Origin of the sequence: Clostridium psychrophilum (assembly GCF_018861705.1) — a bacterium.
Classification (GTDB): domain Bacteria; phylum Bacillota; class Clostridia; order Clostridiales; family Clostridiaceae; genus Clostridium_AD; species Clostridium_AD psychrophilum.
Map to the genome: position 1 here is coordinate 26,029 of NZ_JAHLEC010000007.1, position 14,580 is coordinate 40,608.

Annotated in this window: 18 protein-coding genes; 17 read left to right on the top strand and 1 reads right to left on the bottom strand. The window is 27.6% G+C overall.

Going from position 1 to position 14,580, the window contains the following annotated elements; translation table 11 throughout:
• Positions 1-126: 126 nt before the first annotated feature.
• On the bottom strand, positions 127-1,860 hold the full coding sequence (locus KPL38_RS03040) for an Rqc2 family fibronectin-binding protein (RefSeq protein ID WP_216286852.1): 1,734 nt from the start codon (positions 1,858-1,860) through the stop codon (positions 127-129).
• Between the two features lie 175 nt (positions 1,861-2,035).
• Between KPL38_RS03040 and dapF the strand changes: the two genes are divergently transcribed.
• The 17 genes from dapF (at position 2,036) to spoIIIAF (ending at position 14,541) form a co-directional block, all read left to right on the top strand.
• Positions 2,036-2,857 carry a diaminopimelate epimerase gene (gene dapF / locus KPL38_RS03045; protein WP_216286943.1) on the top strand — a complete coding sequence of 274 codons (822 nt, stop codon included), beginning with the start codon at positions 2,036-2,038 and terminating at the stop codon, positions 2,855-2,857.
• 154 nt (positions 2,858-3,011) lie between these two features.
• Entirely contained in the window at positions 3,012-4,691 is a 1,680-nt protein-coding gene (locus KPL38_RS03050) for a GspE/PulE family protein (protein ID WP_216286854.1), read from the top strand.
• A gap of 54 nt (positions 4,692-4,745) precedes the next feature.
• Complete coding sequence (locus KPL38_RS03055) at positions 4,746-5,942, top strand: type II secretion system F family protein (RefSeq protein ID WP_216286856.1); 1,197 nt, start codon at positions 4,746-4,748, stop codon at positions 5,940-5,942.
• A 57-nt stretch (positions 5,943-5,999) separates the two neighbouring features.
• Complete coding sequence (locus KPL38_RS03060; RefSeq protein WP_216286858.1) at positions 6,000-6,443, top strand: type II secretion system protein; 444 nt, start codon at positions 6,000-6,002, stop codon at positions 6,441-6,443.
• Complete coding sequence (locus tag KPL38_RS03065; protein ID WP_216286860.1) at positions 6,424-6,870, top strand: type IV pilus modification PilV family protein; 447 nt, start codon at positions 6,424-6,426, stop codon at positions 6,868-6,870. Before KPL38_RS03060 ends, KPL38_RS03065 begins: the two co-directional genes overlap by 20 nt.
• Positions 6,867-7,325 (top strand): prepilin-type N-terminal cleavage/methylation domain-containing protein, encoded by a 459-nt coding sequence (locus tag KPL38_RS03070; RefSeq protein ID WP_216286862.1) that lies wholly within the window; start codon positions 6,867-6,869, stop codon positions 7,323-7,325. The genes KPL38_RS03065 and KPL38_RS03070 overlap by 4 nt, the downstream gene beginning before the upstream one ends.
• Before the next feature lie 55 nt (positions 7,326-7,380).
• Positions 7,381-7,743: a hypothetical protein gene (locus KPL38_RS03075; protein ID WP_216286870.1), complete on the top strand. Its 363-nt coding sequence runs from the start codon at positions 7,381-7,383 to the stop codon at positions 7,741-7,743.
• A 10-nt stretch (positions 7,744-7,753) separates the two neighbouring features.
• On the top strand, positions 7,754-8,530 hold the full coding sequence (locus KPL38_RS03080; RefSeq protein ID WP_216286872.1) for a hypothetical protein: 777 nt from the start codon (positions 7,754-7,756) through the stop codon (positions 8,528-8,530).
• A gap of 5 nt (positions 8,531-8,535) precedes the next feature.
• Positions 8,536-9,000 carry a hypothetical protein gene (locus KPL38_RS03085; RefSeq protein WP_216286881.1) on the top strand — a complete coding sequence of 155 codons (465 nt, stop codon included), beginning with the start codon at positions 8,536-8,538 and terminating at the stop codon, positions 8,998-9,000.
• Positions 9,001-9,002: 2 nt separating this feature from the next.
• Positions 9,003-9,425, top strand: coding sequence for a hypothetical protein (locus KPL38_RS03090; protein WP_216286883.1), 423 nt, complete (start codon positions 9,003-9,005; stop codon positions 9,423-9,425).
• A gap of 445 nt (positions 9,426-9,870) precedes the next feature.
• Positions 9,871-10,428, top strand: coding sequence for an elongation factor P (efp, locus tag KPL38_RS03095; protein ID WP_216286884.1), 558 nt, complete (start codon positions 9,871-9,873; stop codon positions 10,426-10,428).
• A gap of 164 nt (positions 10,429-10,592) precedes the next feature.
• Complete coding sequence (gene spoIIIAA / locus KPL38_RS03100; RefSeq protein WP_216286886.1) at positions 10,593-11,513, top strand: stage III sporulation protein AA; 921 nt, start codon at positions 10,593-10,595, stop codon at positions 11,511-11,513.
• Between the two features lies 1 nt (position 11,514).
• On the top strand, positions 11,515-12,033 hold the full coding sequence (gene spoIIIAB / locus KPL38_RS03105) for a stage III sporulation protein SpoIIIAB (protein WP_216286888.1): 519 nt from the start codon (positions 11,515-11,517) through the stop codon (positions 12,031-12,033).
• 16 nt (positions 12,034-12,049) lie between these two features.
• Positions 12,050-12,247, top strand: coding sequence for a stage III sporulation protein AC (gene spoIIIAC, locus KPL38_RS03110; protein WP_216286890.1), 198 nt, complete (start codon positions 12,050-12,052; stop codon positions 12,245-12,247).
• A 74-nt stretch (positions 12,248-12,321) separates the two neighbouring features.
• Positions 12,322-12,705 (top strand): stage III sporulation protein AD, encoded by a 384-nt coding sequence (gene spoIIIAD, locus KPL38_RS03115; RefSeq protein WP_216286892.1) that lies wholly within the window; start codon positions 12,322-12,324, stop codon positions 12,703-12,705.
• 49 nt (positions 12,706-12,754) lie between these two features.
• Positions 12,755-13,912 (top strand): stage III sporulation protein AE, encoded by a 1,158-nt coding sequence (gene spoIIIAE, locus KPL38_RS03120; protein ID WP_216286900.1) that lies wholly within the window; start codon positions 12,755-12,757, stop codon positions 13,910-13,912.
• 35 nt (positions 13,913-13,947) lie between these two features.
• Positions 13,948-14,541: a stage III sporulation protein AF gene (gene spoIIIAF, locus KPL38_RS03125; RefSeq protein WP_216286902.1), complete on the top strand. Its 594-nt coding sequence runs from the start codon at positions 13,948-13,950 to the stop codon at positions 14,539-14,541.
• The last annotated feature ends 39 nt before the right edge of the window (positions 14,542-14,580 follow it).

Consider the following 14,580-nt stretch of genomic DNA (forward strand, 5'->3'; position numbering starts at 1 on the left):
ATATTATACATATCTCCATTGCCTTATTTTTTTGTATGTAACCGCTCTTAGATATATTAGAATGATTGTGTGATAGTATGGACATTCTTCGAAGTTGTTTGCTAACTTGCTAACAAATATCTTTTTTTATTCTATTCTTTCTAGTGTACTTTCAACTGGGGTTACATATATAGTTTTATTTGTCGTGTAAATAACCATTCCAGGTTTAGCTCCGGTTGGTTTATGAACATTTTTGACCTGTGTATAATCAACAGGTACACTAGAAGAGTTTTGGGATTTGCTATAAAATGCTGATAGGTTCCCAGCCTCGAGTAGTGTGGATTCAGGAATATCTTCTATATTTTTAATAATTACATGGGAACCAGGTATATCTTTTGTGTGTAGCCACATATCTTTTTTGTTCGCAAATTTTAAAGTTAATAAATCATTTTGAATATTATTTCTTCCAACATAAATATCAATGCCATCACTTGAAATAAAGTGCATTGGTTTTGTTGGTTTTGCTTTTTTCATTTTATTATGTTTTTTTATTTTAATATATTCAGTTACTATTAATTCATTTTTAATATCTTCAATTCCATTGTAATTTTCTACATTTATTATGTTAGTGAGTACAGAATGAAGATACTTCAATTCATTTTTAGTGAGATTCATTTGAATTGTTCCCATTTGCTCTGCTATCTTAAATTTATTATATTTTTTGTAATAATATTGAACATTTTGCGAAGGAGTTTTATTGGCGTCTAGTTTAATTTTAACGTAATCGCCATTATCAGTATAATAATTTACAACATTCGCGAATTTGTCACCTTTTTTAAGCGAATAAATATTAGCAGTTAGGAGTTCACCGTTTAACTTATAAGCACCTTTAGTGGTACATTCTTTTAAGGTTCTAGTAAGTATTTTCACCTTCTTATCACAACGACTAATATTATTATTAACTATTTTTTGAAGGTTTGAGCTTTTAGAATTTAATCTATCATGTTTATCTTTACGGAAATAGAAAGTTTCTATTAATTTAGATGGTGAATCAAAAATTTCACAATCATAATCTTTTAATGAGGTAAGTTTTATGCAATGAAAATCTTTTAATTTATCGTTTTTAGAGTATGAAGCTAAAAAAATATTATCATGCATATTGTTAAATGTATCTACTGTAAATTCATAAATGTTTTTAGCATGTTCTAAATCAAATTCAGCATTTTGCGACATATATCTATAAACAAGTTCCGATGATAATTTAGAACTTACTCCTGTGAAAGTACCAGTGAAAAACTTTTCACCAAATGGCATTTCTTTATCAGTTAGGTATTTGCAAAATTCATCATAACCAAAATTAAAAGCATCTAGTTTTGTGGAAGCAGGTGGGTATATATATTCGACACCGGTATATAAAACACGATAACTGTTAACATCTGAGCTAACATGCTTAATGCTATCCATAATTATGTTATCACGTGCTCGTACTAAACTAATATTACTATGCCTGCCCATTATTTCAATTATTAGTGAGTAAACACTATCAAATCCTAATTCATCGCTGCTTTTAAAGTCAATAACAAGTAATCTATCTGAATTAAGCTGTTTAACGGATAAGACAGTAGCAGTACTTAAATATTTTCTTAGAAGCATGCAGAATTTAGGCGCTTGTATTGGGTTTTGTTTATTAAACTGTGTTAAATGAATTCTTGGATAATTTGCGCTAGAACTTATTAACAACTTATATACTATTCTATTTTTTTTAAAACTTAAAATGATCTCATCTTTTTCTGGTTGCGTTACCTTATCAACTCTACAACCTATAATTATATCTTTTATTTCTTTAACGAGACTAGATAAGTAAATGCCATCTAATGCCATATATATATCACCCTTTCATTATGTTAATCTATATAAATCTTATTTATGCTTTGTAAATAATACATTATATACTATACTACTATTAAGATGTACTATTATTAACAGTATACCATTAAAGAAAATTATTGAAAAGTAATGGTGTTTGTCAGTAAGGAGGAGGAGTTATATGGAAATTATAAACTTTACTAAAATGCAGGGAACAGGAAATGATTTTATTATTATAGATGATTTTGATGAAAAATATAATAATTTAGAGAAACTTGCGAGCAAATTATGTGATAGGCATTATGGAATTGGTGCGGATGGGATTTTAGTGGTTAGAAAAAGTAAAATAGCGAATATACAGATGATAATTATTAATGCAGATGGTTCTTATGCATCTATGTGCGGTAATGGTATAAGGTGTTTTGCTAAATACATATGGCAGAAAAAATATGTGTTAGGCGATAGTATAAAAATTGAAACTGGTGATGGAGTAAAACTTGCAAATATATGTGTTAAAAATGGAGTGGCGCAAGGAGTAACTATAAATATGGGGAAATACAGTTTTAATCCTAAAGACATACCATCTTTAAATAAGGGAGAGATAATAAATAAAAAATTAGAAAGTGATAATAGAGATTATTATATTACCTCTTTGCTTATGGGTGTGCCACATACTATTGTTTTCGGAAAACTTAAAGATTATGAAATTTCTGAGGGAAAATTTATTGAGCATAATGATTTGTTTCCTGAAAACACAAATGTTAACTTTTGCGAAGTAGTAGACAAAAATTTAATTAAGGTTAAAACTTGGGAAAGAGGTGCTGGACCAACGTTAGCATGTGGAACTGGTAGCTGCGCCTGCGTGGTAGCGGCAAATAGACTAGGGCACACAAGCGAGAAAGTAACAGTACAAGTACCAGGTGGTGTGCTTAATATAGAAATTGTGAAAGATGAGGTTCTGATGGAAGGGCCAGCAGAAACTATCTTTGAAGGGAAATTTTATATAAATTAAATAAAAACAACTGCCTATATTTATTAGTGCAGTTGTTTTTTTATGCAGTTTTTTTTGCATAAACCAATAAAAGTGAATAAAATACTTAAAAATGACAATGCTTACAAATAGGATGTCCTTAGTATATTTCACATTTTAAGAAAGGTAAAAAATTATGAAAAAAAATTTGCTCCAATTATTATTAAATAAAAATTTAATTACAACAAAGCGGTATAAAGAAGTAAAGGAACTTTCACTTAAAGAAAATTGTAGTGAAGAACAGATAATTTTTCAAGATATAAAAGAAGATATAAATGAACTTATTAAGATATTAGACAAAGACTTTAATATACCATACATTGATTTAGAATCTTCGTTTGTAAAAAATGAAGCATTTAATTTAATTTCAAAGGAGGTAGCAAATAAATATAGTTTAGTACCTTTTTATGATATGAATAATGAAGTAAACGTGGCTTTTTCAAATCCATTCGATATTAAAGTTATAGATGAGTTGAAATTTATAACAAATAAAAAAATAAAAGTGTTCTTCGCTATAAAGAGTCACATATCCGAGGTTATTAAAAACTGTTATGGAAAACAAATTGTAGATGTGGCAGTTGAAGAAATGAAAAAAGAGTACATGTTAGAAGTTAAACAAAAAAACATAGAGGCGCACTCAGCATTTTCTACTGAAAATGCACCTGTAATACGGATAACTAATTCTTTGTTAAAACAGGCTGTAGATGCAGAGGCAAGTGACATTCATCTAGAGCCATTTAAATTTTTTGCAATAATTAGAATGCGAGTAGACGGTATATTAAATGAAATTAATCAAGTACCGAGTAATGTCTATAAATCATTATGCACAAGGTTAAAGATTATGGCGAACATGGATATTGCCACTAAGTTAATTCCTTTAGATGGAAAGATAACTGAGAATATAGACGGAATTGATTATGATTTCAGAGTTTCTTCGCTTCCAACAATGTATGGTGAAAAGCTAGTGATAAGAGTTCTATACAAAGCAGAGAAATTTATTAATTTAGACTCATTAGGATTTGGCTCAGAGAAAGTTATGCATTTAAAGGATATATTAAAACTTTCTCATGGAATGATAATAGTGGCAGGACCTACAGGAAGTGGAAAATCAACAACACTATATGCACTATTGAATGAAATTAATAGCAAGAGTAAAAACATTATAACTATTGAAGATCCAATAGAATATAACATGTCTAGAGTTAATCAAGTAAATGTTAATAACAAAGCAGGTCTTACTTTTTCAAATGGATTAAGGAGCGTTTTAAGGCAAGATCCTGACGTGATAATGATCGGAGAGATACGAGATGAGGAAACAGCACATATAGCCGTGAGAGCATCGATAACTGGACATTTGGTGTTATCAACATTACACACAAATGGGGCTATAGAATCAATATCTAGGTTAATTGACATGGGCATTCCATCTTATCTAGTCGCAGATTCATTAGTTGTTGTGTTAGCTCAGAGATTAGTACGGAAATTATGTCCCTATTGTAAAATTGAACATACAATTATTCATGACAAATTTCAGCATCTTGGATTAAAAAAGGGTGAGAAAATATTTAAAGCTTTAGGATGTAATAAGTGTAACGAAACAGGATACAAAGGCAGAACTGTGATATACGAATTATTTAAGTTGGATAGTAATCATAAATCCATTATTTCAAGAAGTGGCATAAGTGATGAACTTTGGAAATATTGCAATGAAAAAAAATCAAGTTCTTTTATGGAGAGTTGTAGAGAATCAGTGCTTAAGGGCATAACCTCGATAGAAGAGTTTGAAAATGCTACATTTAGCTATAATTTCAAATGAATCAGCTAAAAAACATCAAGTCAAAGATGGCTAAGGGACAGGGGAAATAACAATATGAGATATAAATATATGGCTAAAACGTCGAATGGATTGGCAATACAAGGTAATGCCGAGAGTGAAAGTATTGAGGAGTTGGCATTACAGCTACGTGAAAAAAAATTATTTTTAATAAAAACTAAAAAAATGAGAAATATAAAAGAATTTTATAGAAAACCTAATTTGAAAACAATATCTATATTTTGTAAGCAATTCTCAATATGTATCAAAGCGGGAATACCAATATGTGATATTCTTGATTTGCTCTATGAGCAAATGTTAAATAAATCCATAAAAAAGAGTCTAATAATTATTAGAGAAAATGTACAAAATGGTAACTCGCTTTTTAAAAGCATGGAGAAGACTACCAATGTATACCCTGAGTTTATGATAAATATGATCTATTTGGGTGAAGAGAGTGGAAAACTTGATATAATCCTTGAAGAAATGTCTAAGTATTATGAAAAAGAACACAAACTGCTAAAAAAATTTATTAATTCATTGATTTATCCTTGCACAGTGTTTGTAACATTAATGATAGTATCTTTGTTTTTACTCATAAAGGTAATCCCGACGTTTATTACAAATTTAAATTCGATGGATGCAGAAATACCATTAGTAACTAGAATGGTGATATGGAGTAGCGATTTTCTACGTAATAATTTGTTGTGGATTGTAATAATTGTTTTAATCTCAGTTTTTGTAATTATAGAATATATTAAAACTGAGAGTGGGAAACTTGCATTTGATAAGTTTAAGTTTATGTGCCCTATATTAGGTTCAGTATATAAAAGACTTGTTTACACAAGGTTTTCTAGAGGACTTAACATATTATTAGGTAGTGGAGTAGGACTTTTAAAAGCTTTTGAAATAATTAATGATGTTATCGGTGATACATATTTTAAGTTGAAGCTTAAAACAGCATCTAATGATATAAAAAAAGGTGAAGATTTATCAAGTTCAATAAATGCAATGAATTTGTTTCCTCAGTTTTTTGTGGCGATGATAAAAATAGGAGAAGAAACTGGTAATTTGGAAGGTATGTTTTTGACCGCTGCAGACATATTTTATGAAGATGCAGAGGAAAATGTAGAAAAAGCTACAGTTATGTTAGAACCAATTCTAATAATATTTTTAGGAATTATGATTGGTACAATTATATTAGCAGTAATGTTACCCATGCTAAATGTTATGGATTCTGCAGGAAAGTATTAATTAAATCAAAGCATTACTAAATCAAAGCATTACTAAATAAGTAAGAAAGGCGAATTTATGCGTAAAGGTTTTACATTGATCGAAATGATATTAGTTATATCTATTATGAGCATAATTGGAGGATGTAGTTTTGTTTCACTCAAATATTATAATACAGTAAAAAATAGAGTAGATGCCCAGTATTATTGTAATGCTATAGTGAGTTTTATTAATAATTCAAAAATGTATTGTAGAGAAAACTCTTCTAGTGCAACTGTAACTTTTGATATACAAAGAAATGAAATGAAACTAGAAAAAGGAATTACAATAGTAAATAAACTAACATTTGAAAATAAAATAGCGTTATATCAAATTACGGGGAGGCAGAGTAATGGAGATATAATTATTGATAATAAGGGCTTTAGCAATGATGCGTGTACGATAACGTTAAAGGATAATAATTTAGTAGAACATGAGATTACAATGAGAGTAGGTACTGGATATGTCAAAATTAACAAGTAAAAAGGGATTTACTTTAATCGAGGTATTATGTAGTCTAGGGGTATTTTCTATTATTTTCACTTGCATGATGTCTTATGAATTAGCATCTATAAATATGAAAAAAGATGTTAAAATTCTAAATAATAATGTGTTAATAATGGAAACTCTGAAAAACAACATTATATACTCTATGACCTATGAAGAATTATCGAAGTTACAGAATGATAATAAGTTATTTATAAATAGTGAAAACATAACTTTTGATAGAATAAGAACTCCGGTAGTAGATTTGTTTTCAAATACGATGACCATAAATAAATCATATATAAAATTAAGCTTTATAAAAAGCGAATTAAAGGTTTATAGTCTGAATCTTTCATTATACACAGGTATACCAAACAGTGCATTAGTGTTACAGTGCAATTTTTATAAAGGTTGTCATGAATGAAGAAAAAGGGATTTACACTTATAGAGATGGTAATTGCTTTGGGGTTGGTGTTTTTATTGTTTGGAGTGGTTAATGGTATGCTTATATCTTATGTGAAAAACTATAAAAATAGTGTAATACAAAACAAAGGATTTAATTATTTAAATGAAGCGATAGCTGTAATAGACAAAGAAGTTAACCAAAATGCCAAAGGTGTAATAACCGAAGAAAATATTATTAAGATAAATTGTTATGATGGAACTACATTAAATAATATAAAATTAATTGATAGAAAACTTTATATTTTATATGGTACAGAATACAGTAAACCCATGGATAATTCCACTAAAAGTGTAATTATAGATGATGTAAAGGAATTTGTAGCGCTTAAACCTGGGAGAATTCTTTATATTAAGTTGAGCTGGTACAATGGCCAAAGTATTGAGAGGTGTTTAGCAATACAAAATGCAAACTAAAAAGGGATTTATATTGATCTATACTATTTTAATAGGAATTATCTGCTTAGTAATCATGATATATATATTTGATATTAAAGTTGCAGAAGTTAAATACTCTGCAAGTGCTAAGGGGTATATATTAAAAGATGACAGTTATCAAAAGAACAAAGAATATTTAACAACTATGTTTTTCACATATATTAAGGAGAACAGTAAACAAATAAAAGAGCTTGGAACAAATGAATTCTTTAATAATTTTAATAATGACACTATAAAGTATGGTAAAGCCAATGTTAGTTATATAAAGATTACAAATGAATTCATATTTGCAACGCCTTATGAAGATAGGATAAATAGAAATGATTACTATAAATTAGAATCTACTGGCGAAAGTTTTAAAATTATATTTATAAAAACTGATTACACCTATAAATGAGGAGGCAAAAATGAAATTGAAAAAAAATATGTTCCTAGAGGTTTCAGATAAAAGAATTTGTGGTATAGAATTTTCAAAACACAAAATGTTAAGTAGAACTATAAATTTTATTGAGGAAACTAAGTATTATAAAGATAGACTTGATCTGAAAGATTTTAAAGTAGATATAAAAAATAAAAACTTATATATTATGGTTGAAGGTGAAACAGTATATATTAAAATGGTAACATTGCCATTAGTTAAAAAACATCAAATTCATGATATGATCAAAAATGAATTAAAATATTATTATAAAGATATTGAAAATATGGCATTTACTTATAAATCAATTAAAGAAGACAAAATCAATATGGAGTTATTAGTTTTTTGTCTAAAGGGAAGTAATTTAGATATTTTAGAAAATAGTATTGAAAATAACATAACTTTAAGAAAAATAAATCTAATCCAGTTTTGTTTTAAAAACTATTATTCAAACAAAATCAATGCAAATAATTATATATTAGTTTTCTATTATAATAGCAATATATATTTCTTGATGTGTTGTAATAATGAAATTGTGGCTAATAATATTGTAAATATTGAAGAATTAGATCAATTTGAATTTGCAATGTTAATGAACGAATTTTTAGAACAGTATAATGATTACACTAAATTAAGTGAAAAAATATATTATGCAAATATTAAAAAACTAAATATTAGTGAATTAGAGTATGCAGCATTACCTTATCAAATATTAGATGATGTAATGCGAGAAGAATTATTAAAATATATGATAGTAAAAGGATAGATAATATGATGAAAAACACATTCATTCCTAATTGGTATATAGATAAAAAAAATAAAATAGGAAATAAAAAAATCAAGATATGTATTATGGTGACTATTATATTAAATATTGTTTTACTAAGTTTAATATTTAATACGTACCATGGAGTTAGTAGTATTAAAGGAAAAATTGCACATCAAAAAATGAATATCAATGTGCCAAAAGGGGTTAAAGGTACCGAGGTTGTAAAAAAAGATACAACAAGTATTGAGCTATATAGTAAACTTAGCAAATTTTTAGTACAAAACAATTTAAATTGTAAGAACATTATTATAACAAAAACTAATTTAGAAATGGAAATTGAAGTTAAAAGTTATGATGAATATATTGTCGCAATAGAATGTATAGAAAACAATTATTCAATAAAAAAATTAACTTCTAATAATAAAAATAAAGGAAACTTTAACTTCGAAGTTATAATAGAGGTATAAAAATGTATAAAAGCAGAAAAAATATTGGGATACTATTTATATTACTTATGTTGATTGTAATTTTATCTTTTAAACTTGTTTTTGTTAAAAATAAGTTTATTACAATTAAGAATCAGACGATATCTAAAGAGAAAGGTGAAAAAAATATTACTATAAATAAGAATGTTGAAACTCAAAATAAATACGGATATAATGACATTCTAAAATGTATAGGAAGCAATAAAAGTTTTGAAGTAAAATCAATTAATATGGTTGAAAATGAGAAATGTAATGTAGAAATCATTTATAAAGGAGATATAAAATTATTAAATACATCATTAAATGATTTAAGTAAAAGTAAAATTTTTTTAAATATAGATAAGATAAGTTTTAACCAGAATGCTAAAATTACAAACCTTAATATTAATTTTTTAAAGAATAAATAATGCATAAGTATGGTTGCTTTTTATATAAAGCAAGCATACTTATTGTTGATTACTTTAAATTAATATAGTGAAAACATGAGATTGTTAAAAAAAATACACGATTATAGAAATAATATGCAATTATATTTGCAAATATCATTAAGTTTTGATAAAATAACATTGTTCCACTGTAATGTTTATAGTTAGTGTGGTTATAGAATATTTTTTAGAGTAAACGATGCATTTGATATTTTAATCATAAAAAGTTCAAGTTTATGATACATTAAAGAAGATAAAATAGCATTATGTAAAGTTTACATTAGAAGAGATAAACAATAAATATTGATGTAGTTGTAATACATTTTTAAATATTTATGCAATAGAACAATATGGTATTAAATTACCTAGTAAGGTTATAATATAAATGGGTAAAGTGAACTATTAAAGAATTTTGGAGGGATACTAAATGATTTCAGCTGGAGAGATAAGAAAAGGAACTACATTCGAAGAAGGTGGACAAGTTTACACTGTATTAGATTTTCTACATGTAAAACCTGGTAAGGGTGCTGCTTTTGTTAGAACTAAATTAAGAAATGTAATTAATCAAGGGGTTACAGAAAAAACTTTTAATCCAACTACCAAATTACAAGAGGCTGTTATAGAAAGAAAAGAAATGCAGTATTTATATTCAGCAGATGGATTATATTACTTTATGGATCAGGAAACATTTGAACAAATACCACTTAATTATGAAAAAGTCGAAGAAGCTATAAAATACTTAAAAGAAAACATGTTTGCTATAATAAAATTTTATAAAGACGATGCTTTCTCAGTAGAAGCTCCAAACTTTGTAGAATTATTAATAACTAGTACTGAACCAGGTGTCAAAGGCAATACATCTTCAAGTGTAACAAAACCAGCTACGGTGGAAACAGGAGCAATAGTTCAAGTACCAATGTTTGTTAATGAAGGTGAAACTATAAGAATAGACACTAGAAATGGTGACTATATGTTAAGAGTTTAGAATTCTAAAAAAAAGAACCAATTTGGTTCTTTTTTTTTGTTCTTTTTTTTGGAGTTAGTACATATATTATGGAAATGAATCTGAATTAAGTTAATAAGTTTTCAATTACATGGCATATTTTCTGGGGTTGTAAAATACAAATTATATATAGGATGGTGAAAAAAATGTTAGCTACAAAAGATTTATTTGAGATATTACCTAAGATTATTAGAAACAAATTAGAACAAGTTAATAATTTACAACAACTTGAAGAAATTAGAATAAAAGTAAACAAACCTATATTTATTCATATTGGAAGTAAAGAGGAAATGTGGGACTATATCGCAACAACAGAGGATATAAAATACATAATGCAGAGGATTAGTAATTATTCAATTTATGCGTTCGAGGACGAGATTAGGCAGGGGTATATAACTATAAAAGGTGGCCATAGAGTTGGATTATGTGGAATTTGTGTTATTGAAAATAATAGCATAAAAACTATAAAAGATATTTCATCTATAAACATAAGGGCATGTAAAGAAATTATTGGTTGCGCTGATAGAGTAATGCCTTATATTACTTATAATAATTCAGTTTACAATACAATCATCATATCGCCACCTAAATGTGGAAAAACTACTTTAATTAGGGATATTTCAAGGCAAATATCTCAAGGAAATAAAAATAGAAATTTTCAAGGAAAAAATGTTTCTGTAATTGATGAGAGGTCTGAAATCGCAGGTTCATTTAAAGGAGTACCTCAAATGGATATAGGAGATCGAACGGACGTATTAGACAATTGTCCTAAGAGCCAGGGGATTATGATGGCGATTAGAAGCATGTCTCCTGATGTAATAGTTTGTGATGAGATTGGTACCAAAAAGGATATGGAAAGCGTTTTAATGGCATTAAATTCTGGAATTAGTTTAATAACAACTATTCATGGTTTTGGAATTGAAGATTTGTACAAAAGAGCTGTGTTTAAAGAAATCGTAGATAATTATGTATTTACTAGAGGAATAGTACTGAGTAACAAAAAAGGAATCGGAACTATAGAACGTATTTATGATTTTACTAAAGGTATAGATGTGTGGAGGTCATAATATGATTAAAATAATATGTTGTATTGTAATATTATGTGCATCAACTATGGCTGGATTTATATATAGTGAAAGATTAAAATATAGAGTCTGTCAACTTAATGAAATGGAGAGAGCAATATATCAGCTTCAAAATGAAATAACTTATGTACATGCTCTTTTGCCAGATGCTTTTAAAAGCATAGCAAGTAAAAGTAAATATCCTATAAATGAATTTTTTAATAAAACAAGTGAATTATTATGTGAAAATGAATATGAAAATGTATACCAGGCTATGTATAGTGCGGTAGAGTCAACAAGAAGCAAATTATATCTGAACTCTGAAGATATAAATGTTATTTTGGATTTATCCAAAACACTTGGAGAATCTGATATTCAAGGTCAAAATAGTATGTTTATACCTACTCTAGCTAATTTGAAAAAACAAATAAAAGTAGCAGAAGAATTTATGAACAAAAATATAAAAATGTATAGATACCTAGGTTTTTCTTTTGGAGCAATGCTGGTAATAGCATTAATATAGGGGGGAGGTTTTTTAAGTGTTAGATGTTAGTTTATTGTTTAAAATTGGGGCAACAGGTATTCTGATTATTATTATTGATAAGATTTTAAAAAGTGGTGGCAAAGATGATATAGCTGTGGTTGCAAACTTGGCTGGAGTAATACTACTTCTTATGATGGTTATAAATTTAGTAAATAAACTGTTTACTTCTGTCAAAACTCTGTTTCAGTTTTAATGTAGGCAGATAACAATTTAAAGAGAGCTATCTTTTATTCAAAAGCAATCACAGATGCAATGAAGGAGGAAATTATGGAAATAATTAAAGTTGTTGCATTTGCTTTTATAGCATTATTTATTGTACTTATATTTAAAGGTAGAAGAGATGACTTGGCTATTCAAGTTAGCATTGTAGCAGGAATATTAATTTTCTTATTTATGGTAAACAAGCTTACAATAATAATGACTTTTTTACAGACGCTAGCAAATAAGGCCAATATTGATGTTATATATTTGAACACAGTTCTTAAAATACTTGGAATTGCATATTTAGCTTCATTCAGTAGTGAGATATGTCGGGATGCTGGGGAAAATAGTATTGCAGGTAAAGTGGAATTTGCTGGAAAAATATTAATATTAGCTTTAGCTATCCCAATTTTAATGTCGGTTTTACAATCTATTTTGAAGATAATGTAAAAATACTATATGAAAAAAAATGATACTAATCTTAACGTAGAGGTATAATATGAAAAAAATATTAATGGTTTTAATATTTTCATTATGTTTAGTATATTTCCCTATTAATGTACAAGCTCTAGAGACAGGTCAAATAGGTGAAAAGCAGCAATTAGAGATAACAAACTTATATGACTACATATCTAATGTGAAAACAAAATATGAAGTATTTAACGACATGCAGCCAAAAGCTTTTGTAGAACAATTTGTAAAAACTGGACAAGGTGGATTTAGTTTTAAGAATATATCTAATTATGTTATTAAATACACATTCAAAGAAGTTATTTCATCAATGGAATTAATAGGAAGCCTTATGATTATTGCTCTAATATGTGCACTACTTAGTAACCTTCAGAGTGCTTTTAGTAAAGAGAGTTTATCAAACATTGCTTATTTTGCATGTTATGGTGTAATGATTATTATGATAACTAAAAGTTTTTATATAGTTGTGGAACTTGCAAAAAACACTATTGTTAGTATGTCAAATTTTATGGCAGCACTTATACCAGTGCTCATGATGTTACTTGCGAGTGTAGGTGGGTTTGCGGAAGCAACGCTACTTGATCCTGTAATAATGGGCTTTGCAACCGTAAGTTCTAAAATATATGTAGATATTATTATTCCTATAATATTTATGAGTTTTGTATTACAATTTGTATCTAATATATCTCCTGATTATAAAATAAAAAATCTGACAAAGCTTTTAAAACAATCGGCTCTTTGGCTTCAGGGGATAGTTATGACAATGTTTATTGCGGTAATTACTTTAAGAAGTATAGCAGCAAAAACGCTAGATCAAGTCACTATAAAAACAGCAAAATTTGCAGTAGATACATTTGTACCTGTAGTTGGAAAATGTTTATCTGATGCAATTTCAACTGTAGCGGGATATTCACTTCTTTTAAAAAGTGCAATAAGTGGACTAGGGCTAATTGTTCTTATAGTAATAGTATTATTACCAATTATAAAACTTCTTATTATGGCTTTCATGTATAAAATGGCTGCAGCATTAATTGAACCAATAAGTGACAGTCGTACTGTCGATTGTATAAACTCAGTTGGAGATTCTATTCTTCTTTTAATGTCTTGTGTAATATCAGTAAGTGTAATGTTTTTCATAATGGTTGCAATAGTAGCAGCTACTGGGAAAGGTATAATATCAGGATAAAATATACACTTAATTGCAAAGGAGGTGGTGATAATTTGATAGATTCATTAAAAGTGTGGGTTACAAATATTGCCATTGCTATATTTTTTATTACCGCAGTGGAAATGATTTTACCAGACAATAGTATAAAAAAATATGCAAAATTTGTACTAGGAATAATGTTAATTGTAGTCATCATAAACCCTATAATGAAGGTTTTTGATAAGAATTTTAATTTAGATTCTTATTCAAGTAAAGCAACAAGCTACATGGAAGGTAGTGCTTCTAAAACAGATAATGAAAAGTATAAAAATATTAACATAGTAAATACAACGCAAAATTTTAAAAAAAATTTAGAGAATGAGTGCATCACGAACTTAAAAGAAGCTTATCCAGAAAACAAGTACAATGCTGATATAAAAATTGTTTATGATAGTAAAAAAGGAACATACAATATTAATACGGTAGAAATTGGGGTAGTGGATGAAGGGGTTAAAAGTGTTAAAAATATAGAAATTAATACAGCAAGTGTGAGCACTTCTAATAGGGAAATTTTACAGGATGAACAAGGAAACAAAATAAGGAAGCTCTTAAGTAGTAAATTAAAAGTATCTAATGATGTTATTACTGTTTATAAATTAAATTCGTAAAACTAATGATTAGTAATTAGTTTAAAAAGTAAGAAAAGA